This is a genomic window from Luteimicrobium album (genome assembly GCF_030161555.1).
Taxonomy (GTDB): Bacteria; Actinomycetota; Actinomycetes; order Actinomycetales; family Cellulomonadaceae; genus Luteimicrobium; species Luteimicrobium album.
The window spans coordinates 915,350-938,173 of sequence record NZ_BSUK01000001.1 but is presented as its reverse complement, the minus strand read 5'-3'; the positions used below and the strand labels follow the sequence as shown (position 1 = coordinate 938,173).

The window sequence follows — 22,824 nt, the reverse complement described above, 5'->3', positions numbered from 1 at the left end:
TCACCACGGGGCGCGCGCGTAGTCCTTGAGGAAGCAGCCGTAGAGGTCCTCGCCGGCCTCGCCCCGGACGATCGGGTCGTAGACCCGCGCCGCGCCGTCGACCAGGTCGAGCGGGGCGTGGAAGCCCTCCTCCGCGAGCCGCACCTTCGTGGTGTGGGGTCGCTCGTCCGTGATCCACCCCGTGTCCACCGCGGTCATCAGGATGCCGTCCGTCAGCATCTCCTCCGCGCTGGTGCGCGTCAGCATGTTCAGCGCGGCCTTGCTCATGTTCGTGTGCGGATGGCCCGGGCCCTTGTAGCGGCGCGAGAACACCCTCCATCGCGGAGACGTTCACGATGTACGTCCGCCGGGCCGACGACGCAGCCAGCGCCGGGCGCAGCCGGCTGATCAGGATGAACGGCGCCGTCTGGTTGCAGAGCTGGACCTCGAGCAGCTCCATCGGGTCGACCTGCTCGACCGTGGCGACCCAGCTGTTGGTGGTGGCCACGTCGGGGATGAGCCCGCCCGCGTCGATCGAGGTCCCGGCCACGAGCCGCTCGAGGCTCGCGGCCTCGGCGGTCAGCGACTGGGCGACGAGCTCGTCGGCGGCCGCGCGGGCCGCACGCTCGATCGCGAGCGCGGGGCTCGTCAGCTCGCTCACGGAACCGGCGAGCGCGCGGGGGTGGGCGTCGCTCGTGTGCCCGAAGGTCGTGATCATGCCCGCGGCCTCGGTGGGCAAGGGCGCCTGTTCCGCGTCGGCGAGCCGCGTGTACGCCCCGGGCGAGCGGCGCACGGTCTGCGCGGCGTTGTTGATGAGGACGTCCAGCGGGCCCTGTGACGCGACGTGGTCGGCGAGCGCCACGACCTGCGCCGGGTCGCGCAGGTCGATCCCGACGACGTGCAGCCGGTGCAGCCAGTCGCCGGCGTCCTCCATCGCGCTGAACCGCCGGACGGCGTCGCGCGGGAACCGGGTCGTGATCGTCAGATCCGCTCCGTCCCGCAGCAGCCGCAGCGCGATGTACATGCCGATCTTCGCCCGACCGCCGGTCAGCAGGGCCCGCCGTCCCGTGAGGTCAGTGCGGGCGCCGCGCTTCGCGTGGTGGAGCGCCGCGCAGTCGGGGCAGAGCTGGTGGTAGAACGCATCGACGACCGTGTAGTCCTGCTTGCAGACGTAGCAGCCTCGGGCTTTGCGCAGGGTGCCCGCGACCGCGCCGGTCGACGCCGACGTCAGGGGCAGGCCGTTCGTCTCGTCGTCGATCCGCCCCGGGCTCCCGGTCGCGGTCGCGGCGACGACGGCTGCGTCGGCCGTGGCCTCCAGCCGACGTCGCTCGGTCCGGCGGTGCTTCTTGGCCGCCTTGAACAACGCCGACGACGCGCGGCGGGCCGCGGCGTGCTGCGTGTGCGTCTGCGGCAGGACGGCGACCTGGTCCATGACGCGGAGGAACGTCGCGAAGTCGGCCGGGTCGATGCCCGGCTGCTCGGTGGTCGTGGCGTCGGGGTGTCCCGCCGACGTCGTCGAGTGCGCGCTCATGCGGCGTCCGTCCTGCATGGGGAAGGGCCCGTCGCGGTCTCGCAGGCCCAGAAAATGGTACGTGTCGCGCGCGCCGGGCGGCGCCGGGCGTACTCGTCCGAGGCGCTGTCGGGAGACACTGGAGGACAGCAACGTCTGCCGAGACAAGGAGTCCACGGTGCCCCAGGGAACAGTCCGATGGTTCGATGCCGACCGCGGGTTCGGCTTCATCGACCTCGGGAACGAGTCCGAGGACCTGTTCGTGCACGCGTCCGAGATCGTCGGCGACGACGGTCCGAAGGTGCTCCGCGAGGGGCAGGCCGTCGAGTTCGAGGTGGGCGAGGGTGACCGCGGCCCGCAGGCGCGCCACGTCCGGGTCACGGGTGGCCGGGCCGCCGACGCGCCCCTGGGCGTGCTCGGCACGGTCAACTGGTACGAGCCGACCAAGGGCTACGGCTTCGTCGCGCCCGACGACGGCGGTCCGGAGATCTTCGTGCACAGCTCGGCCATCGTCGGGGGTGGTGTGATCTCGGAGGGGCAGCGGGTGGCGTTCCTCGTCGTCGACGGGGAGAAGGGCCCGCAGGCGGACCACCTGCTCCCGCTCGGGGCGCAGGCCGCACAGCCGGCGGCCGACGGTGCTGACGGCACCGTGTCCTGGTGGGACGACGTCAAGGGCTTCGGGTTCGTGGTCCCCGACTCGGGCGGCGGCGACGTCTTCGTCCACGTCAGCGCGCTCGCCGGAGGGCTGACCGAGCTCGCCGAGGGTGAGCGCGTGACGTTCGACGTCGTCGACGGCGACCGGGGGCCGAACGCCCGCGATGTCCGGCTGGTCCGGGGCGACCGGGGTGGGTATGCGGGCCGGGAGCGTGGCCGGCCGGGCCGCCCCGCGCCGTCGGGCAAGCCCGTGCGCGGGGGTGAGGGCACCGTCGCGCGATACGACGCGGACCGCGGCTTCGGCTTCATCGCGCCGGACGCCGGAGGCGACGACCTGTTCGTGCACGTGTCGGTCGTGCGCGGCGACGAGGTCTTGGAGGAGGGCGACCGGGTCCGGTTCAAGATCCGTCAGAGCGACCGGGGCCCGCAGGCCGACGGCGTCGAGCTGCTCTGAGCCGACGATCGCGGCGCCGGGTGTCTTGGCCGGGGTCCGAGGAGAAGTCGCTTCTGCCCCGCGGTGTCCGTCTCGCTTCGAGCCTTCCGTCGTCTGCCCGACCCGGTACGCACGTCCTCACCGTCCGATGTCGAGGATGTCGCCTTCTGACGTCTCGAGCTCGTACTGCACTTCGAGGTCGTGTCGCTCGCGGCACGGGCACCGCCAGCACCACGCGCGTGCAGCCGGTGAAGAGGTGACCGAGCTGCGACGTCGACCGGGTCGAGGTCGGGTGCCATGAGCGTGAGCACGCGGGCGGGCGTTAGGCGGCCCGCCCGCGCGTGGCGCGCTAGGCGCGGTGCCCGAAGCCGTGCGACCGGTACTCGTACGCGCCGAGGTCCGGCGCGAACCCGGCGGGCACGCGATGGCCGACCAGGTCCCGCGTCGCCCCCGGGATCCTGACGCCCGCGTCGATCGCCGGGCTGCCTGCCGTGAGCCTCAGGTCGTCGGTCGTCCGGTCGGCGAACTCGGGGTCTGCGACGAGGTCACCGGTGCCGAGGGCGAAGCCTGCGAGCTTCGATGCGTCGGTGTACAGGTTGTGGTCGTGCGGGAAGTCGTAGAAGCTCCAGCTTCCGCGGCTGTCGAAGATGTTGTTCCGGAACGTCGCCCATGAGGCGGACGGCGCCGGGCCGTCCTCGCGGTAGTAGTACTGGGCGATGAGCTGCGAGCGGTCACGCTGGTGGACGATCGTGTTGTTCGTCGCGAGGTAGTCGCTGGGCGTCGTGGTGGTGTCCCAGGCGAGGAACTGCTGGTAGTCGTCGCTGACGTTGTAGTCGATCCGCACGTGGCTGGACGACGTCTCGGTGACCTCGACGAACCCCTGCGAGGCCAGCGAGTAGTTGTGGCCGATGACGATGTCGTCCTTCGGGAAGTCGAAGCCCTCGATCTCGACCGCTCCGCCGTCGGCCCCGTAGGGGCTGTCGGTGCTGCGGCAGTTGATGAAGTCGTTCCACGTCAGGTGCACCCTGCTGTTGTCGACGCTGACGCCGATGGCGCCGTAGGACGTCTCGCAGCCGCAGCCGAGGGTGTCGACGCCGCGGAACGCGATCCGCAGGTCCTTGAACGTGTTGTGGTCGATCGTGCTGCCCGCGCCGTAGGTCTTCACGCCGACGCCGACGTCCGTGAAGGTGTCGTCCTGCACGAGTGTGTCGGAGCCGTTGGCCGTGATGGCGATCGCGCCGCTGAGCTCGTACTTCGGCCCGCGGATGCCCTGCTGGTCGGCGTTGTCGAAGACGGCCCCGTCCTGGAACGCCAGGTTCTTCACCTGGACGTGCGGGGCGTCGAGCACGAGCATGTTCCACTGCCCGGGGTTGGTGAGCACGGGCTGGTCGCCGTGCCCGTACGCGGTGAGGGTGATGGGCCGCTGTGCGGTGCCCGCGTCCGAGATGGTGGCCGATCCGGCGAAGGTGTCGCCGCGGTGGAAGGCCACGACGTCGCCGGGCGCGAGCGTGGCCGCGTCGACGCGGGCGAGGCTCTTCCACGCCGATGACGGTCGCCGGCCGCTGTTGGTGTCCTTCCCGGACGTGGCGTCGACGTAGTAGACCCGGCCCCCGTGCCCGGCGTGCGGGGACCCTGTCGTGACGACGCGCGCCCCGGTGAGCGGGGACTGCGGGGTCTGGGCCGACGCGGTGGAGGCCGTCCCGAGGGCGGCCAGGGCGGATATCAGGCCGGTCGTGACCAGTCCGGCGACCAGCCGTGATGCGGTGCGCAGCATGAGCTCTCCTTCGAGCGATATCGAGCTGTGACACAAACTAGTTTGCATCTCTTGTAGTTCTGTTCTAGCGTGTGCTGGGCGGATCTGCAACGGAGGAGGTGAACTAGTTTGTCTGTCATGACGGAAGAGCGCGGGGCTGCATCGAGCCCGAACATCCAGCGAGTGGCCGAGGCTGCCGGGGTCAGCAAGACGACCGTGTCGCACGTCTTGTCGGGCAAGCGTCCGGTCGCCCCCGAGACGCAGGCGCGCGTCCGGCGCGTGATGGACGAGCTCGGCTTCAGGCCCAACTTCTACGCGCAGGCTCTGAACTCGACGCGCACGCACACGATCGGCCTGATCGTCCAGGACCTGACGAACCCGTACTACCCGGCGCTCGCCCGAGGGCTGCAGGCCGCGGTGGCGGCGTCGGGCGACGTCGTCATGCTGTTCGACGCCACCGCAGGCGGTGCGCTGACCAAGACCTTCGTGGACAACCTGCAGCAGCGCCGGGCCGACGGTGTGGTGGTTGCCGTCGGCGGCTTCGACGCCGAGATCGAGCTGCTCCAGCGATCGGGCGTCGCGGTCGTCGCGATCGGCGCCGGCGGGCACGACGTTCCGGTGGACTGGGTGAGCGCCGACGACGCCCGGATCGGTGCCGACGCGACGTCCGTCCTGCAGCGTGCCGGGCACACGCGCATCGGCCTGATCAGCGGGCCGGCCGGCGTCGAGCCGGGGAGAGCCGTCGCGAAGGGTTCCTGCGCGTGCAGCAGGGGACCGCGCCGACCCGGATCGTCGAGGGCGACTGGAACCGTGAGTCGGGCGCCCGGGCGTTCCGCCAGCTCATGGGCGGTGCCGCGGGCGACCGCCCGACGGCCGTCGTCTGCGCCAACGACCTGATGGCGATCGGCGCCCTCGATGCGGCGTTCGAGGCCGGGCTGCGGGTCCCCGAGGACGTCGCGATCATCGGCATCGACGACATCGAGGCCGCCAGCCTCGTCCGTCCGGCACTCACCACGATCCGCGTGCCAGCCGAGGAGATCGGACGCACCGCCGGCCGCATGCTGCAGGACCGCATCGCGGTCGGCGACCAGACCCCGCCCCGCCACATCGTCGTGGGGCACCAGCTCGTCCACCGTCAGACCGTCTAGGAGCCACCGTGCACGACGTCCTCGATGATCGGGATCTCGTTCCCGACGAAGCCCAACAGCTGCTGCACTCCGGCTTCCCGGCCGAGTCGCTCCTGGCGGAGGCGCGGCAGGCCGCCGACCGGTCGGACTACGCGGCCCTGACCGACATCCGGCAGCGGCTCTCGGCACTGGACCGCCGAGCGAGCTGGCCGTGGGACGAGCCGGACGACCTCGGGGCCCTCGAGCGGCTCGCGCGGCAGGTCGATCCGCTCCCGGTCGCCTCCCACGAGCTGCCGGACCGGGTCCACGGTGCCTGGCTGGGCCGTTGCGTGGGCAACACGCTGGGCAAGCCGGTCGAGGGGCTGACCCGTGACGAGGTGCAGCGCTACCTGCGGGCGGCGGGCCAGTGGCCCCTTCGCGGGTACGTGCCACTCCTACCCGAGCTGCCGGAGGGCGTCAGCCACCTGCACGAGTCCGCGCCCTTCGCCTCCGCCGGCCTCTTCACCGACGTGCCGAGGGACGACGACCTCGACTGGACGGTGCTCGGGCTGTGGATGCTCGAGGAGCTCGGCGCCGAGCTCACCACCGAGGCCATCGCCGCCACCTGGCTGGACAAACTACCGTTCACCCAAACGTTCACCGCCGAGCGCGCCGTCTATCGCAACGTGGTGCGTGGCGTCGCCCCGAGTGCCGCGGCACGGGTCGACAACCCTTACCGGGAGTGGATCGGCGCCCTGATCCGCGGTGACGTCTTCGGGTACGTCCGTCCAGGGAACCCCGGCGCGGCGGCGCGCCTCGTTCTGCCGGACGCGACGTTCAGCCACGTCGGCAACGGCGTCTACGGCGAGATGTGGGCGGCCGCGCTCCTGGCGGCGTCGTTCGCGACGACGGACGCACGCGTTGCCCTCGAGGCCGCGGTCGGGGTGGTGCCGGAGCGGAGTCGGCTCGCCGCCGCGCTGCGCTCCGTCCTCGCGCTGCACCGGCGTGGAGCTTCGCTCGACGAGGTGTCGGACTGGGTCGACACCGAGCTCGGTCACTACAACTGGGTGCACACCGTCAACAACGCCGCCATCATCAGCGTCGGCCTGCTGTGGGGCGAGAGCTTCCTCGAGGCCGCCGGCATCGCGATCGGCTCGGGTCGCGACACGGACTCGACCGGTGCGACCGTGGGCAGCGTCTGGGGCGCCCTGCACGGAGTCGACGGCATCCCGCAGGAGCTCGTCGGGACGACCCACGTCCACCTGCGCAGCAGCATCCCGGGCTTCGACCGCATCCCCGTCGCGGAGCTCGCCGAACGGACGCTGCGCCTCGTCGCGGACGCCGCGGAGGCCCGCGCATGATCCCCGTCGTGATCGACACCGACCCCGGCCTGGGCGAGCCCGGCAGCGACATCGACGACGGGCTCGCGATCGCCCTCGCGCTGCGGTCGCCCGAGCTCGATGTCCTGGGCCTCACCGTCGTCAACGGCAACGTCGACCTCGGCACGGGCGTCGACGTGGCCCGCCGGCTGCTCACCCGGCTGGGACGGAAGGACGTGCCGGTCGTCGCCGGCGCCGACGCGCCGCTCGAACGGGACATGCGCCCTCTCCGGGCGCTCTTCGACGCCGTGCTGCCCGCGGGAGACCGCGGACCGTCACACGAGCTCCTCGGACCCACTCGTGCCGAGACGGCGGCGGACTTCCTGGTCGAGGCCGCCGCGGAGCGTCCCGGCGAGCTGGTCGTGATAGCGATCGGCCCGATGACGAACCTCGCCCTCGCGCTGCGCCAGGACCCCGCATTCGCGACCAACGTCCGCGAGCTGGTGCTCATGGCGGGGAGCGCGACGACGTTCGCGCAGAACGTCACCGTGGTCGGCGACTTCAACGCCTACGCCGATCCCGAGGCCCTCGACGAGGTACTGCGGTCGGGGGCGCGGATACGCATGGTCGGGCTCGACCAGACGTCGAAGGTCATGCTGCGCCGGAGCGACGCCGCGAGCCTGCGCGAGACGGCCGAGCCGTTCGCGCAGTGGGTCGCGGACTGCACGGACGCGTGGGTCGATTTCCTCCACCGGGCGTTCCCCACCCGGCCCGAGCACGTCGACGCGTGCTTCCTGCACGACCCGCTCGTCGTCGGCGCGGTCACCCATCCCGATCTGCTCCGCTGGGAGCCCGCCCAGGTAACGGCCGAGACGACGAGCGAGCTCGCTCGGGGCCTCGTCGTCGCCGACCGCGGCCTCGCTCTTCAGCGGCCGACCTGCTTCAACGCCACCGTGGCCGTCGAGACCGACGTCGACGGGTTCCGGGACGTCTTCCTGTCCCGCATCACCAATCCCACCCCAGAGCCCGGTCCCACCGGGCGCTGATCCATCCGACCGTAAGGACTCACCATGAGCCATCACAACGGTGTGAGACGACCTCTGGCCGTCGTAGCGCTCCTCACCGTCGCGGCCACCGCGCTCGCTGCCTGCAGCTCCGGCTCGGACGACGGGGGCTCGAACGCCGCGGCGCCTGCCACGCTCACCGAGCCGACCTCGCCCGTCACGATCACCTACGCGGGCGCCGCCTACGCGGCGGACCAGATCCAGCCCGTCCTGGACGCGTTCCACGCGAAGCACCCGAACATCACCGTCAAGTACGAGGCCGAGCCGTTCGACGACTTCAACAGCGTCCTGGCCGCACGTCTGACGAGCGACAAGAAGTCGATCGACGTGTACGACGTCGACATGCCGCGCACCGAGGCGTACGCGAGCCGTGGCTACCTTGCCGACCTCACGAAGACGTTCCCGGAGCTCAAGGACGACGTGGACCCCGCCAGCCTCAAAGCGGCCACGGTCGACGAGAAGCTCGTTGCGATGCCGTACCAGACGTCGACCAACATCCTGTATTACAACAAGACGCTGCTCGACAAGGCCGGCATCGAGACGCCGTCCGCAGACGCGTCCGCTCGGCTCACCTGGGAGCAGGTCACGGCCGACGCGAAGAAGGCGCAGAGCGCCGGCGGCGCCCAGTACGGGCTGGTCTTCGACCAGATCGACCGCTACTACCAGCTCGAGCCTCTCGCGATCTCGGCCGGGGGCAGCGCCGGCGGCAACGGCGACGGCAACCTTACGCCGGCCGTCACGGACGCCGGCTGGACCAAGGCGTTCACCTGGTACGGACAGCTGTTCGCCGACGGCGTCTCGCCGCGCGGCGTGAAGGTCGCCGACACGCCGAACCTCTTCGCGGCGGGCAAGGTCGCCTACTTCGTCGGGGGCCCCTGGTGGGGTGCCCAGTTCACAGCGGAGAAGAAGCTCGACTTCGGCGTCGCGGCCTTCCCCGAGTTCGAGGGCGGTACCGCGAGCACGCCAACGGGTGGCTGGTCGCTCGGTCTCAACCCGAACGACTCGAAGGAGAAGGCCAACGCGGCCCTGATCTTCATGAAGTTCATGGGGATCGACGACGGCGGCTACTCCCAGTACCTCACGTCGCTCACCGTGCCACCGTCGAACAACGAGGGCAGCGCCAAGTTCTACGAGAGCGCCACGTTCAAGGACCCGCGGTTCGCCGGCGTCGTCCCGTTGATGAAGTACGAGCTCGAGAACACCGCGACGCTGCGACTGCAGACCGTGGGGTACGTCGAGTTCGAGGACACCATGACCAAGGCCTTCGACGACATCATCAACGGCACCGACGCCTCCCAGGCGCTGAAGTCGGCGTCGAGCGACCTCGTCAGCGCCTGGGCCAAGTACAAGAAGTAGCCGCCACCGTCCGGGGTGCGGCCCGGCGAGCCGGGCCGCACCCCACCACCGGAGCCTGTCCATGCAGCACAGCACCACATCCACCGGCGACCGTCCGGTCCCCGTGCGCCGCCGTCGCACCGCGCGCCGCGCCGACGCGCTGGCTGCCGTCGCCTTCCTCGCGCCCACCGTCGTCCTCATCGTCGTGCTCCGTCTCGTCCCCACGATCAAGGCGATCAACACGTCGATGCACTCCGGCCTGCCCGGGAGCCTGATCCCCGCCAAGTTCGTCGGCCTCGACCTGTACGGGCAGGTGCTCAGCAGCCCCGACTTCTGGCGGTCGGTCCGTCAGACCCTGATCTTCAACGTGATCGTCAACCCGCTGCAGATCGTGTTAGCGCTGCTCCTCGCCGTCGTGATGACGAGGAACATCCCGGCGCGGGGGTCTGGCGCACGCTGATCTTCCTGCCGGCGGCCGTTCCGATGGCGGGGTCGACGATCGTGTGGGGACTCGCCCTGCGGCCCGACGGCCCCGTCAACGGCGTGCTCGACCTGTTCGGGCTGCCGGCCCAGCCCTGGTTCACGAGCCCCCACCAGGTCGTCCTGTCGATGATCATCCTGGCGAGCTGGATCGGGATCGGCTACTGGATGATGTTTCTCATCGCCGGCCTCAACGACGTCCCGCCGGTCTACTACGAGGCCGCCCGCCTGGACGGAGCGGGGCCGATCCGGCAATTCTTCTCTGTCACGATCCCCATGCTCCGGCGACCGCTGCTGTTCGTCCTCGTCGCGGACACCGTGTCCAACTTCGTGCTCTTCGCGCCCGTCCAGATCCTCACCGACGGCGGGCCGAACGGGAAATCCGACTTCCTGATGTTCGACATCTTCCATCAGAGCTACGAACTCTCGAACCCGTACCAGGCGTCGGTGGAGCTCCTGTTCCTGCTGGTCCTCATGATCGCGATCGTCGCCGTGCAGTTCCGGCTCCTTCGCACCGACGACGGGGAGGAGTGACATGCACGCCTCGCGTACCTTCCGCATCACGATGACCGCGGTCGCCGTGATCGTGTCCCTGCTGTTCCTCGCGCCCGTGCTCTGGCTCGTCGCCTCGACGTTCCGCACGGCGACCGAGACCTTCGCCAACAGCTCCCCGGTCGGCTGGTCGACGCTCTGGCCGCAGCACTGGACGACGGTCAACCTCAGCTCGGCGATCGACAACGGCTTCCTCCGCTCGCTCGGGAACAGCATCGTCGTCGCCGGCGTGACGGTCGTCGTCGGGCTCGCGATCAGCGCGATGGCGGCCTACGCCCTCGCCGTCATCCCGTTCCGTGGCCGCAGCGCCGTCTTCACGATCGTCGTGCTCAGCTTCCTCGTCTCGTTCGAGGCCATCGCGATCCCGCTGTCGCAGTCGTTCTCCGACTGGGGCCTGAGCAACTCGCTGGTCGCGCTGATCCTGCCCGGGCTCGGCAACGGGTTGGTGGTCTTCACGTTGCGGCAGTTCTTCCTCGGCGTGCCGCCGTCCCTGGCAGAGGCGGCCAAGCTCGACGGTGCCGGGCCGTTCCGGACGTTCTGGTCCGTCTACCTGCCGCTGACGAAACCGGCCCTGATCGGGGCGGGGCTCATCTTGTTCCTGTTCCAGTGGCAGGCCTACCTGTGGCCGCTCCTGATCATCTCCCACAGCTCGCTCGACCTCGCACCGGTGACGATCTCCAAGGCGTTCGGCGGGTTCTCGACCGACTATGGCAGGGTCTTTGCGGAGACCGCGATCCTGGCCGTCATCCCCGCGGGCGTCCTGCTCGCGCTGCAGCGGTACTTCGTCACCTCGGTCGCCAGCACCGGAAGCAAGGAGTGATCCCCGTGGTAGGTGTGGTCGTCGTCGGCTCCACCAACATCGACCTGGTCGTCACGGCCCCGCGTCGGCCCGGACCCGGTGAGACGGTCCTCGGCGACGGCTTCGTCGAGGTCGTGGGAGGCAAGGGGCTGAATCAGGCCCTCGGGGCGGCTGCGGCGGGGCCGACGGCGTTCGTCGGCGCCGTCGGGCGCGACGAGCCGGGTCGTCGCGCCCGAGCGCGGCTCGCGGCCGCCGGCGTCGCGGCCGGGTACCTCGCCGAGACCACGGCGCCGACGGGTCGGGCTCTCATCACGCTCACGCCGGACGGCGAGAACAGCATCATCGTCGCGCCGCTGGCGAACGACCTGGTCGACGGGCCGGTCGTCGTGCACGCGCTGGACGAGCTCCGCCCCGCGGTGGTCCTGACGCAGCTCGAGATCCCGCTGTCGGCGGTCGAAGCGGCTGCCGGCTGGTGTGTCGCACACGGCGTGCGACTCATCCTCAACGCGAGCCCGGCGCGTGTGCTGCCGTCCGAGCTCCTCGCGGTGGCCGACCCCCTGATCGTCAACGCGCACGAAGGCTCGGCCTCCTTGGGGGAGGGGACGGCGACGATCCACACACGGTCGTGCGCGCGCTGGCCGGCGTGACCCGGAGCACCGTCATGACGCTCGGGGGCGAGGCCACGCTCGTCGCCGCAGGCGACGATGTCGTCGAGGTGCCGGTGGTTCCAGTCGCCCCCGTCGACACGACGGGGGCGGGCGACTGCTTCGCCGGCACCGTCGCGTCTCGCCTCGCCGCGGGAGCGACCCTGGCCGACGCGGTGCGTGCCGGCAATGAGACGGCCAGCGCGCTGATCGCGGTCCCGCGTTCGGAGCGCTGACCCGCACCCGTCCTCCGCGTGGGGGTCAGCGGGCGGCCCTTGCGGAAGCACTGGACGACGGCAACGTCTGTCGAGACAAGGAGTCCACGGTGCCCCAGGGAAACGTCCGATGGTTCGACGCCGACCGCGGGTTCGGTTTCATCGACGCGTCGACGTCGCTCGCCCACCTGCGGGGTGCGGTGCCTGGCGAAGGGGCTGAGAGCAGCTGTTCTCGGCAGCCCGCTGGCTGCCTCGCGCGTCAGCGGTGATCCGTGTCTGGTTCGCCCATGGCCGGCGCGGTCCGCCGGTATCCCTCGAAGAGTGGCCCACCGGCCGCCCGAAGCGTCTCGTGCGCGAGTGTGGTCATCGTCTCGTCATGCTCTACTGCGGCGAGCCAGCGGGCAGCCCAACCGGGATCCCAGGCGCGCAGCTCGCGCAGGAGCCACTTTCCACCGCCGTCCCAACGACCCGCGGCCGCCAGGGCAAAGTGTCCCACTCGTTCCCAGAGGACGTGTCGAGCCGCGATCGCCTCGCCGGCGTCACGCGTGTACGTGAGGTCGTCGAGCAGGTCCGTGACGGCGTAGCGAAGGTCCTCGAGCATCGTGTCCGACGGTGCGCCCGGTCCGGCGTCCAACAGCGCCCTGCATTCGGACTGGAGGGCCAGCGACGCGCCCGGCTCGCCGGCGACCTGAACTCCTGTGGCGATCATCCGGCAGAGGATCGGCTTCCTTCGGGCGCCCTCCTTCTCGAGGAACCATCGGTGGCCGCTCTCGGGGTTGGCGAATACCTCGACCGGCCACCCGTGCCAGCGCAGCGAGTCGCGGTGGCCCATCCCGCCGTCGGTGAGGCAGACGACGACGTCGAGGTCCGACCCTGCGGTGCGCGCCGACGCGTCCACGACGCTGCCCGTGAGCAGCGCCCACCGGGCTTCCGGGTATCGGTCTGCGACGAATGCTCCGGCGTCGACGGTCGGTTCCACAACCCGATACTGCACGGCAGGCTGCCGCCGGGGCCATCGCATTGCGCCGCGGTGGTGCGCCGAGAAGGGGAAGTCTGTTCTTCACGCCTGAGCCGAGGAACGGATTCGCCCTTTCGGCGGACCGGTGGTCGGGAGGAGTTCTCAGACGGGCTGCGAGAGAACTGCCGACGGGGAATACCCCCGAGTTCGCAAGAGTTGAGCCATACAGACTCAAGTTTGGCAGCCACGGGCTTGCGTGCCCGACGACGGCGTGTCTACCTTGAGTGCAGCAGACTCAACCCGGCCGGGGGCGCACCCCGGCAACACAGGAGGCAACACACATGGCACGTGCAGTCGGCATCGACCTCGGCACCACCAACTCGGTCGTCGCGGTCCTCGAGGGCGGTGAGCCCACGGTCATCGCGAACGCCGAGGGGTCGCGCACCACCCCGTCCGTGGTCGCGTTCTCCAAGACCGGCGAGGTCCTCGTCGGCGAGGTCGCGAAGCGCCAGGCGGTCACGAACGTGGACCGCACCATCTCGTCGGTCAAGCGCCACATGGGCACGGACTGGACCACCGAGATCGACGACAAGAAGTACACCGCGCAGGAGATCAGCGCCCGCATCCTCGGCAAGCTGAAGCGCGACGCCGAGGAGTACCTGGGCGAACCCGTCACCGACGCGGTCGTCACCGTCCCGGCATACTTCAACGACGCCGAGCGCCAGGCCACCAAGGACGCCGGTCAGATCGCAGGCCTCAACGTGCTCCGCATCGTCAACGAGCCGACCGCGGCCGCGCTCGCCTACGGCCTGGAGAAGGGCAAGGAGGACGAGCTCATCCTCGTCTTCGACCTGGGCGGTGGCACGTTCGACGTCTCGCTCCTCGAGGTCGGCAAGGACGAGGACGACTTCTCCACCATCCAGGTCCGCGCGACCTCGGGCGACAACCGCCTCGGCGGCGACGACTGGGACAACCGGATCGTCGAGCACCTCATCAAGCAGGTGAAGAACAGCTCGGGCGTCGACCTCTCCAAGGACAAGATCGCGCTGCAGCGTCTGCGCGAGGCCGCCGAGCAGGCGAAGAAGGAGCTGTCGTCGGCGACCAGCACGACGATCTCCATGCAGTACCTCTCGATGAGCGAGAACGGCCCCATCCACCTGGACGAGAAGCTCACCCGGGCCCAGTTCCAGCAGATGACCCAGGACCTCCTCGACCGCACCAAGGCCCCGTTCCACAAGGTCATCTCCGACGCGGGTGTCTCCGTGTCCGAGATCGACCACGTGGTCCTCGTCGGCGGCTCGACCCGCATGCCCGCGGTGACCGATGTCGTCAAGGAGCTCACGGGCGGCAAGGAGCCCAACAAGGGCGTCAACCCGGACGAGGTCGTGGCCGTCGGTGCCGCGCTGCAGGCCGGTGTCATCAAGGGCGACCGCAAGGACGTCCTCCTGATCGACGTGACTCCGCTCTCGCTCGGCATCGAGACCAAGGGCGGCGTGATGACCAAGCTCATCGAGCGCAACACGGCCATCCCGACCAAGCGCTCCGAGGTCTTCTCGACGGCCGAGGACAACCAGCCGTCGGTGCTCATCCAGGTCTTCCAGGGCGAGCGCGAGTTCGCCCGCGACAACAAGCCGCTCGGCACGTTCGAGCTGACCGGCATCGCCCCAGCCCCGCGCGGCGTCCCGCAGATCGAGGTCACCTTCGACATCGACGCGAACGGCATCGTGCACGTCGGCGCGAAGGACCGCGGCACGGGCAAGGAGCAGTCGATGACGATCACGGGCGGCTCGGCCCTCCCGAAGGAGGACATCGACCGCATGGTCAAGGAGGCTGAGGAGCACGCGGCCGAGGACAAGAAGCGTCGCGAGGAGGCGGAGACCCGCAACCAGGCCGAGGCGTTCGTGTACTCGACCGAGAAGCTGGTCAACGACAACAAGGACAAGATCCCCGCGGACGTCGCGTCCGAGGTGGAGTCCGACATCGCCGACGTGAAGAAGGCGCTCGAGGGCGACGACGCGAACGCGGTGAAGGCCGCGCACGAGAAGCTCGGTGCCTCGAGCCAGAAGATCGGCCAGGCGCTCTACGCGGCTGCCGAGCAGGAGCAGGCCGCGGGCGACCAGTCCCAGGCCGACGCCGACGCGACCGCCGCGGCGGGCGCGGGCTCCGCTCCTGACGAGGACGTCGTCGACGCCGAGATCGTGGACGAGGACGAGACCAAGTGACGGACCCGACCGGGACCCCGGACGTGCCGGAGGAGGAGAACCCCTCCTCCTCCGGCCCGGAGGGCATCGACCACCTCGACTTCGAGCCCCAGGAGGGCGACGCCCTCGAGGGTGTCGACAGCGAGCTCGCCGCGGCGCAGGCCGAGGCGTCCGCCCACCTGGACGCGCTGCAGCGTGAGCGCGCGGAGTTCGTGAACTTCCGCAACCGCGCCAAGCGCGAGTCCGAGGCGGCGCGCTCGCGCGGCGTCGAGGACGTGCTGGTGGCCCTGCTGCCCGTGCTCGACGACGTCGACCGCGCCCGCGCGGCCGGCGACCTCACCGGGCCGTTCGCCGCCATCGCGGACAAGCTCGACGGCGTCCTCGCCAAGTACGGCGTCGAGCGGTTCGGGCAGGTCGGCGAGGAGTTCGACCCGAACCTGCACCACGCGCTCATGCACCAGGCCGACGCGGACGCGACCTCGACGACGATCAGCATCGTCATCGAGGCCGGGTACAAGATCGGCGACAAGGTGGTCCGCGCGGCGAACGTCGCCGTCGTCGGGCCCGAGAGCTGACACCGAAGGACGACACGATCGGAACGAGAAGGAGGGAGACGCCGTGACCGGGCAGGACTGGTTCGAGAAGGACTTCTACGCGGCGCTCGGCGTCCCCAAGGACGCGGACGACGCCGCCATCAAGAAGGCGTACCGCAAGCTCGCGCGCCAGTGGCATCCCGACCAGAACCAGGGTGACGCGAACGCCGAGGCGAAGTTCAAGGAGATCGGCGAGGCGTACGCCGTCCTGTCGGACCCCGAGCAGCGGCAGCAGTACGACGCCGTCCGGGCGATGGCAGGCGGCGGCGCCCGGTTCTCCGCGGGCGGCGGGGGCGGCGGCACCGGCGGGTTCGAGGACGTGTTCGGCGGCATGTTCGGGGGCGGGGCCTCCGGCGGCCAGCGCGTGCGCTACTCGACCGGCGGCGGTGGCGGTGGAGGCTTCGAGGACATCCTGTCCGGCCTCTTCGGAGGCGGGGCCGCCGGCCCGTACGGGCGTCAGGCGCCGGTGCGCGGCCAGGACATCGCGGCTTCGACGACGCTCGCGTTCCGCACGGCCGTCGAGGGCGCCGAGGTGACGTTCGACGTCGACGGGCGGTCCGTCCGCACGCGCATCCCCGCGGGGGTGCGCGACGGCCAGAAGATCAAGCTCGCCGGCAAGGGCCGCACCAGCATGACGGGCGGCCCCGCCGGCGATCTCGTGGTCACGGTCCACGTGACCCCGCACCCCGTGTTCTCGCTCGACCCGGCGAACCCGAAGAACCTGCGCATGACCGTCCCCGTGACGTTCCCCGAGGCCGCCCTCGGCACGACGCTCGAGGTCCCGACCATCGACGGGCAGACGGTGCGGCTCAAGGTCCCGGCGGGGACGCCGTCGGGCCGGACGCTGCGCGTCAAGGGGCGCGGCGTCAAGACGGCGAAGGGCACCGGGGACCTGTACGTCACCGTCCAGGTCGCCGTGCCGCAGAAGCTCTCCAAGGCCGCGAAGCAGGCCGTCGAGGAGTTCGCGGCCCAGACGTCGGGCGACGACGTCCGCGCGGACCTCGCGGAGCGCGCGGCCCAGTGACGCGGTCCGCGGGAGAAGGTGCGGTGTGAACGACGACGAGCCACGGTTCGTGATCTCGGAGGCGGCGGTGCTCGCGGGCATGCACCCGCAGACGCTGCGCCAGTACGACCGGCTGGGACTGGTGTCCCCGCGCCGCGCCCGCGGCCGGGGGCGCCGGTACTCCCCGCGCGACGTCGCGAAGCTCCGGGAGGTGTACCGCCTCTCGCACGAGGAGGGCATCAACCTCGCGGGGATCAAGAAGATCCTGGCCCTGGAGGAACGCGTGGAGCGGCTCGAGGGCATGCTCGAGGCGCTCGCCCTCCGGGCGGACCCGGGTCGTCGGGTGTTCGCGGCGGCGTCGTCCGGCGACGTCGTCATCGTGCCCCGGGGGCGCCGGGCGAGCGTGCCCGAGGGCGACGAGCGGGGGCGCTCGTCCGCTGGTCGCCGTTCTGAGGGGTGCGGCCGACCGCGTGAATAACGCAAGCAGAATGTGACCTAAAGACATTTCGCAATAGCACCGGTAAGGCAGTCCTGCCTTGGTGGCGAAATGTATTTTCGGGGAATAGCGTGGGGAGCGGAAGCCGCCCAGACCACACCCCGGGAGAAGACATGGCCACGATGGAGATGCCTCGGGTCACCGAGTGCACCGTGCTCGGCTGTTCCTACAACGACCACACCGCGTGCCACGCCGCCGCGGTCACCATCGGAGGACGCGACTCCGGCGAGGCCGAGTGCGCGACCTTCATCCCGCTCGACGTCAAGGGCGGCCTGCCGAAGGTCATGACGTTCGTGGGCGCCTGCCAGCGCACGGACTGCACTCACAACGACCACCTCGAGTGCGGCGCGGCGTCCGTCCGCGTCGGCCCCGGCGCCGCGAGCGCCGACCACGCGGACTGCCTCACGTTCAACCCGCGCTGATCGACCCGACCCCCAGCAGCGCGCCCCGCGCTCCCGCGACCCTCGCCGGCCGCGGTGAGCGCGAGGCGCGTCGTCGTGCCGGGGCCGGGCGCCGTTCTCCGACGGTCAGGTCGCGGAGGCACCCAGGAGGGTTGGGACGTCTTCCACAGACTGTGGTAGCCCTTCCACCCATACGCGCGGGGGCGCCGCAAGATCGACGAGACTCCTCGCTCCTCGGCCGTGCGGTCCACTTCGGCACGCAGCGACCGCAGCGTGGACCCGAGCACGCCGTCGCGAGAGACGAGCGAGACGTAGATGCCCTGGGTCGTGGTGGCCATGGGGTGGCCGTGGCCGAAGACGTCGTTCATGACCTTGCCCATGGTCGCCGCCCGTGCCAGGCGCTGGAAGCTCGTGAGCTGGTCGACCGCTACGTCGACGACGACCAGCGCGTGCGTCGTCGTCACGTCCTTCCCCTGACGTGCCGCCTCGCCGTACGTCTCGCGCAGCCTCAGCAGCAGGTAGTCCAGCGTCGGCAGGCCGGACCACGGGTCCACCAGGCCGACCGGAGCGGGGGCCGTCTCGTTCCCGACGACCCACCCGACGCTCACCGCCCGCAGCACCTGGGGCTCGGCCTCGGCCCCGTTCACGGCGTACAGGCAGGTGATGTCGTCCATCGCCTCGCCGATGCCTACGCCGAGCTGCGCGCGGGCGCGTCCCAGTCTCTCCGCGGCGCCGGTGACGTCACGCTGCTCGACGATCCCCTCGACGAGGGCATCCACGGCAGGGTGGTACCAGTCGCCGTCGTGCAGCCAGACGGCGGCGAGGCTCTCGTCCCGCCAGCGGTCGCGTAGACGCTGCGCAGGCGCCTCGAGCGGCGGCAGTCGTCCGTGGGTCATGGAGATGAGACAGACCTGGAACGGATCTATGACGCGGTGCGAGCGGGTGAAACGCGGCCGTCGGCGGTTGCCGCGGCGCAAGGTCACGATTCAGTGTTTCGCCCGCTCGCGGCATGGTTACCGAGGGCGCGCGAGTCTACGATGTGGGGGCGTCCGAAGACTGGAGCAACACCCCCGTATGACGGCTCTCGACCCCGGCACCTCGAGCGCGGCGAGCGACGCCGAGCTCATCGCGGCAGTCCGTGCCGGGGACAAGCACGCCTACGGCGAGCTGTGGGAACGGCACAGCGCCGCGGCCGCGGCCGTCGCGCGGCAGTACGTGCCACGCCCCGCGGACGCCGACGACGTCGTCTCGGACGCGTTCGCCAAGGTCCTGTCGGTGCTGCAGTCGGGCGGGGGCCCCGACGTCGCGTTCCGGGCCTACCTGTTCACCGTCGTGCGGCACACCTCGTACGGGCTGACGGAGGGCAGCAGGCGACAGCGGCCCACGGACGACTGGGCGATGTACGAGTCCTCGTTCGGGCTGGCCGCGTCGACCGAGGAGCCGGCGCTCGAGGGCTTCGAGCGGTCCGTCGTCGCGCGCGCGTACCGCGAGCTGCCGGAGCGTTGGCAGGCCGTGCTCTGGTACACGGAGGTCGAGAGCCTCACGCCCGCGCAGATCGCGCCCCTCCTCGGCCTGACGGCCAACGGGGTCTCCGCCCTGGCGTACCGCGCCCGCGAGGGGCTGCGTCAGTCGTACCTGCAGCAGCACCTCAACGGGTCCGCGGACGAGGGCTGCCGCACCGTCAACGGGCTGCTCGGCTCGTACGTCCGCGGCGGGCTGGCCAAGCGTGAGACCGCCCAGGTCGAGGCCCACCTCGGTGGTTGCGGCGACTGTCGCGCGCTCGTCCTCGAGCTCGGTGACGTCGCCCACGGCATGCGAGGCGTCGTCGCGCCGCTGGTGCTGGGCACCGGTGCGCTGGCGCTCGTCGGGCACGCGTGGCCGCTGGGTGGTGCGGTCGGTGGCGCCGGCGTGGCGGGCGGAGCGGCCGCGGGCACGGGTTCCGCCGCTGGTGCTGGCGCCGGCGCCGGGGGTGCCGCCGTCGGTCCAGGTGGTGCAGCGGCGAGCTCGGGCGTGGGTGCGGCGGCCTCGGGAGCGAGCGCCACCGGCGGCGCCGCAGCGGCCGGCGCGGGCGGTACCGCCACGGCCGGCGCGACCGGCCTCGCAGCGTTCTTCGCGGCCGCGCCCGTCACGGCGACGGTCGTCACGGTCGGCCTCACGGCCGCCGTCGGCCTGGGCGTCGCCGCCGGGCTGGGCGCCTTCTCGCATCGTGGATCCCCGGAGGCGGGACCGCTCCCGTCCATCCAGACGCCGCTGGCGACCTCGACCGCTCCCGCGGAGACGGCGGCGCCCGTGGTCGCGCCCGCGACCCCGGACCTCACGTCGCCGACGACGGTCGCGCCCACTTTCCCGGCCGACGACCCGACGGTGGCTCCGACCGTGCCGGTCGTGTCGCAGCCGACGACGCTCCCGACACCGCCGCCCCTCACGCCGACGCCCCCACCGGCACCGGCGTACCTCGCGCTCGGCCTGGACAGCGCGCCCACGTTCACGGTGGGCTCCGCGACGCAGGTCGCGCTGACGGCGTCGAACAGCGGTGGCACCGCCGCGCAGGACGTCGACGTGACGCTGCAGCTCCCGCGGTCGGTTGACGCCGGCGCGGCCTCGCTCGCCCCGGGCGGGACGGGCGGCGCGGGCGGAGGGCTCACGGGCGGCGTGGTCCGCCTCGACGTGCCCGACGGAACCTGCAGCGTGACCCCCTCCGGTGCGACCACGGGTCCCGTCGTCAGCTGCCACCTGGCGTCGCTCGCCGCGGGTGCCAAGGTCGGGGTGACGGTGAGCCTGACGCCGCACTCGCGCAGCTTCGGCGGGTTCGCCTGGCAGATCTCCGCCGAGGGCTACACCGCCCCGTGGACGGGCAGCTGGGCTCCCCAGGACACGACGGTCCACAGCGCGAACCTGGTGCCCTCCGCGCCGTCAGCCGTCACAGTCGGTAACCCGGGCGAGGGCGACATCACGTTCGGCCTCACCAACACGGGCGACGCGAACGTCCCGTCGAGCGGGACCGTCGCCCTGTCCCTGCCCGACGGCGTCCACGTCACCAGCCTCACCGGCGGCGGCGACTGGACGGCGGTCGACGGCTTCGGAGGGACGGTCTGGCAGGTGCCTGCCGGGTTCTCGCTGCCGAACGGCACCTCGACGACGCTCACCGCGCACGTGGTGGCGGACGGCCCGGGCGGGGCCTCGGGCACGGCGCCCGCGGGTGCGGGGCAGGCGACGCTCGCCGTACGCGGCGCCGTCGCGGACAGCACGACGCCTGCCGTCTCGACCGGGCTCACCGTGGAGCAGCCGTGGCAGGGCGCGACGGCCGGGACGCCCACCCTGCAGTGCGTCGGGCCGGACAGCGTGGGCCGCGCGACGGTCACGGTGCCCGTGGCGAACGGCTCGAGCGTCGCGACGACCGCGACCGTGACGCGCGACGCCGTCGCCGGGGACGCGGGGGTGTCGAGCGCGCCGCCCTCCGTCTCGGTGCCGGTCACCTACGCGGGCAGCGGCAACCAGGGCCTCACGGTCACGTTCCAGCGCACCGTCGCGGGGGTTCTCCGCATCTCGCCGGCGCAGGCCGTGAGCTACCGGGCCGACCCGTGCGCTCCCGACCTGGCGTCGACCTCGCCCGCCACGTCGGTGACCCTCGCGAACCCGGACACGACGACGCTCACGCCGTCCGTGACGAACAACGGCTCGGTCGCTGCGACGGGTGTGACGGCGACGATCCAGGTCCCGGCAGGCGTGACCTACGCGGTGGGCGACGGCTGGACCAAGACCGGCGACGCCACGTGGACCCGGACCGGCCCACTGCTCGCAGGTAGGACCGCGTCGTTGCCGCTCGCCCTCACGACACGCGACGGCGCGGCGTCCGGCACGCTCCAGGTGACCTTCGCCGTCGGGAACCCGGGCGACGCGAGCGCGACGCATCCGAGCGTGCCCTCGACGCAGCAGCTCGTCGTCGAGATCCCGTGGAAGGGTGCGACGGCGACGGCGCACGGTGCCGTGCAGTGCGTCGGGTGGCAGAGCCCCGGCAAGGGCACGCTGACCATCGACGTCGGCAACGGTTCCGTCGCGGCGTTCACCGCGATCGCGAACGGCGTGACCCAGAAGATCGGCACCGGTGGCGGGCAGCTCGTCGACGTCCCCGTGACCTACCAGCATCAGCACGGCTGGTACGACGGCCGGCACCGGAGCTGGGCATCGGTCGACGTGACCGTCACCCGCGACGGGCAGACGACGACGCGCACCGTGCGATACGTCCAGAACCCCTGCCCCGGCAAGCCGGTGCTCGACGCGCACGACGGCACGGACGCGACCGCGACCAACCCCGGTCACGTGACGGTGTCGGCGTCGGTCCAGAACGACGGGACCGCCCGGGCGTACGGCGTCGTCGCCCGGCTCGACCTGCCCGCCGGCTACACGGTGGACCGCGTCGGCGGCGACTTCCACGGCGAGGGCCGCTCGGTCGTCGCCGACCGCTCGCTCGCGCCCGGCCAGACCGCCACGCTGCGGCTCGACCTCACCGTCGACGTGCGCCGCGACGCCGCGGCTCAGGACACCGTCGGCGTGACGTTCGACGCCCACGGAGCTGCGCCGTCGAGCGCGGCGGTCCGCGTCACCACGGAGGCGCGCTGGCCCGTCGGCGCGACAGCCGTCGCCCAGTGCGACCGGACCGTGACGGTGACCCTGACGAACGGGTCCGCCGACGACGTGTGGGCCACGGTCGACGGTCAGTCGGTCCGCGTGCCCGGGCACGGCTCGCGTGACGTGGCCGTCCGGGCAGACCGTCACCACGGCGTCGTCCAGGGCGGGACCGTGCACGTGACCTTCCAGCACGACGGGTTCACGACCGCGACCGACGCCACCTACGACGCGCCCGACTGCACCCACCCAGCCGCGTCCGTCGCATCGGTCGGCCAGTGCACGTTCGACCGTGGCTCGCAGCAGTCGTCGGCGCCGGTCACGATCCTGCTCGAGAACAGCAAGTCCTCCGTCCCCGTGTGGTTCCGGGTCTCGGGAGGCGACGGCGCCCTGGTGAAGGCGGGCGCGACGGCGCAGGTCCAACGGACGGTCGGCGAGCAGGACGCGGTCTACACGGTGAGAGCGGCCGGTGAGACGTTCAGGCTGCCTGTCGACGGCGTGCAGTGCGTGCCACGGTGGTCACCGGACTTGTACCGCGTGGGTGACCGCGTCACGTCGGACGGTCACGTCTGGCGGCTGGTCCACGGGGTGCTGGGGACGTACCGTCTCTCCTTGCTGTCACCAGCCGATGCCAACCTCTTCGTGGACCGTCTTCCCGACTTCCTCCGCGTGCCGGAGCCCTGGCTGCGCGAGGACTGAGCAC

General features: G+C 71.5%; 18 protein-coding genes and 2 pseudogenes. 16 read left to right on the top strand and 4 right to left on the bottom strand.

Annotated features, from left to right (window positions below; genetic code table 11):
- Nucleotides 1-1,510: pseudogene (locus tag QQK45_RS04655) on the bottom strand (SDR family NAD(P)-dependent oxidoreductase).
- Nucleotides 1,511-1,667: 157 nt separating this feature from the next.
- Between QQK45_RS04655 and QQK45_RS04650 the strand changes: the two are divergent.
- Nucleotides 1,668-2,597 (top strand): cold-shock protein, encoded by a 930-nt coding sequence (locus tag QQK45_RS04650; RefSeq protein ID WP_284292265.1) that lies wholly within the window; start codon nt 1,668-1,670, stop codon nt 2,595-2,597.
- A gap of 328 nt (nt 2,598-2,925) precedes the next feature.
- On the opposite strand, the gene QQK45_RS04645 is transcribed toward QQK45_RS04650, so the two are convergent.
- The gene (locus tag QQK45_RS04645; RefSeq protein ID WP_284292264.1) at nt 2,926-4,350 is read right to left on the bottom strand and encodes a choice-of-anchor Q domain-containing protein; all 1,425 of its coding nucleotides are present in this window, start codon (nt 4,348-4,350) and stop codon (nt 2,926-2,928) included.
- A 117-nt stretch (nt 4,351-4,467) separates the two neighbouring features.
- Here QQK45_RS04645 and QQK45_RS22910 point away from each other — a divergent pair.
- The 9 genes and pseudogenes from QQK45_RS22910 (at nt 4,468) to QQK45_RS04595 (ending at nt 11,864) form a co-directional block, all read left to right on the top strand.
- Nucleotides 4,468-5,477: pseudogene (locus QQK45_RS22910) on the top strand (LacI family DNA-binding transcriptional regulator).
- Between the two features lie 8 nt (nt 5,478-5,485).
- Nucleotides 5,486-6,796, top strand: a complete 1,311-nt coding sequence (locus QQK45_RS04630) for an ADP-ribosylglycohydrolase family protein (protein ID WP_284292262.1) — start codon at nt 5,486-5,488, stop codon at nt 6,794-6,796.
- A gap of 8 nt (nt 6,797-6,804) precedes the next feature.
- Complete coding sequence (locus tag QQK45_RS04625; RefSeq protein WP_284292261.1) at nt 6,805-7,800, top strand: nucleoside hydrolase; 996 nt, start codon at nt 6,805-6,807, stop codon at nt 7,798-7,800.
- A gap of 24 nt (nt 7,801-7,824) precedes the next feature.
- Complete coding sequence (locus QQK45_RS04620) at nt 7,825-9,174, top strand: ABC transporter substrate-binding protein (RefSeq protein WP_284292260.1); 1,350 nt, start codon at nt 7,825-7,827, stop codon at nt 9,172-9,174.
- A gap of 61 nt (nt 9,175-9,235) precedes the next feature.
- Nucleotides 9,236-9,613 carry a hypothetical protein gene (locus QQK45_RS04615; RefSeq protein WP_284292259.1) on the top strand — a complete coding sequence of 126 codons (378 nt, stop codon included), beginning with the start codon at nt 9,236-9,238 and terminating at the stop codon, nt 9,611-9,613.
- Nucleotides 9,614-9,654: 41 nt separating this feature from the next.
- Nucleotides 9,655-10,167, top strand: a complete 513-nt coding sequence (locus QQK45_RS04610) for a carbohydrate ABC transporter permease (protein ID WP_284292258.1) — start codon at nt 9,655-9,657, stop codon at nt 10,165-10,167.
- A 1-nt stretch (nt 10,168) separates the two neighbouring features.
- Nucleotides 10,169-11,005: a carbohydrate ABC transporter permease gene (locus QQK45_RS04605; protein ID WP_284292257.1), complete on the top strand. Its 837-nt coding sequence runs from the start codon at nt 10,169-10,171 to the stop codon at nt 11,003-11,005.
- Nucleotides 11,006-11,010: 5 nt separating this feature from the next.
- Complete coding sequence (locus QQK45_RS04600) at nt 11,011-11,631, top strand: PfkB family carbohydrate kinase (protein WP_284292256.1); 621 nt, start codon at nt 11,011-11,013, stop codon at nt 11,629-11,631.
- Nucleotides 11,628-11,864, top strand: a complete 237-nt coding sequence (locus QQK45_RS04595; protein ID WP_284292255.1) for a PfkB family carbohydrate kinase — start codon at nt 11,628-11,630, stop codon at nt 11,862-11,864. The genes QQK45_RS04600 and QQK45_RS04595 overlap by 4 nt, the downstream gene beginning before the upstream one ends.
- Before the next feature lie 238 nt (nt 11,865-12,102).
- On the opposite strand, the gene QQK45_RS04590 is transcribed toward QQK45_RS04595, so the two are convergent.
- Complete coding sequence (locus QQK45_RS04590) at nt 12,103-12,822, bottom strand: hypothetical protein (protein ID WP_284292254.1); 720 nt, start codon at nt 12,820-12,822, stop codon at nt 12,103-12,105.
- A 320-nt stretch (nt 12,823-13,142) separates the two neighbouring features.
- On the opposite strand from QQK45_RS04590, the gene dnaK reads away from it, so the two are divergent.
- The 5 genes from dnaK to QQK45_RS04565 all read left to right on the top strand — a co-directional run bounded on the left by dnaK (nt 13,143) and on the right by QQK45_RS04565 (nt 17,516).
- Nucleotides 13,143-15,023 (top strand): molecular chaperone DnaK, encoded by a 1,881-nt coding sequence (gene dnaK, locus QQK45_RS04585; protein ID WP_284292253.1) that lies wholly within the window; start codon nt 13,143-13,145, stop codon nt 15,021-15,023.
- Nucleotides 15,020-15,577, top strand: coding sequence for a nucleotide exchange factor GrpE (gene grpE, locus QQK45_RS04580; RefSeq protein WP_284292252.1), 558 nt, complete (start codon nt 15,020-15,022; stop codon nt 15,575-15,577). The genes dnaK and grpE overlap by 4 nt, the downstream gene beginning before the upstream one ends.
- Nucleotides 15,578-15,620: 43 nt before the next feature.
- A complete protein-coding gene (locus QQK45_RS04575; RefSeq protein ID WP_284292251.1) occupies nt 15,621-16,619 on the top strand; it encodes a DnaJ C-terminal domain-containing protein in 999 nt (332 codons plus the stop codon).
- Between the two features lie 25 nt (nt 16,620-16,644).
- On the top strand, nt 16,645-17,076 hold the full coding sequence (locus tag QQK45_RS04570; protein ID WP_284292250.1) for a heat shock protein transcriptional repressor HspR: 432 nt from the start codon (nt 16,645-16,647) through the stop codon (nt 17,074-17,076).
- Between the two features lie 140 nt (nt 17,077-17,216).
- Nucleotides 17,217-17,516 carry a DUF1540 domain-containing protein gene (locus QQK45_RS04565; RefSeq protein WP_431310320.1) on the top strand — a complete coding sequence of 100 codons (300 nt, stop codon included), beginning with the start codon at nt 17,217-17,219 and terminating at the stop codon, nt 17,514-17,516.
- On the opposite strand, the gene QQK45_RS04560 is transcribed toward QQK45_RS04565, so the two are convergent.
- Entirely contained in the window at nt 17,417-18,391 is a 975-nt protein-coding gene (locus QQK45_RS04560) for a hypothetical protein (RefSeq protein ID WP_284292248.1), read from the bottom strand. The two genes, QQK45_RS04565 and QQK45_RS04560, sit on opposite strands and share 100 nt — an antisense overlap.
- A 178-nt stretch (nt 18,392-18,569) precedes the next feature.
- Here QQK45_RS04560 and QQK45_RS04555 point away from each other — a divergent pair, with 178 nt between their 5' ends.
- Nucleotides 18,570-22,820, top strand: a complete 4,251-nt coding sequence (locus QQK45_RS04555; RefSeq protein ID WP_284292247.1) for a sigma-70 family RNA polymerase sigma factor — start codon at nt 18,570-18,572, stop codon at nt 22,818-22,820.
- The last annotated feature ends 4 nt before the right edge of the window (nt 22,821-22,824 follow it).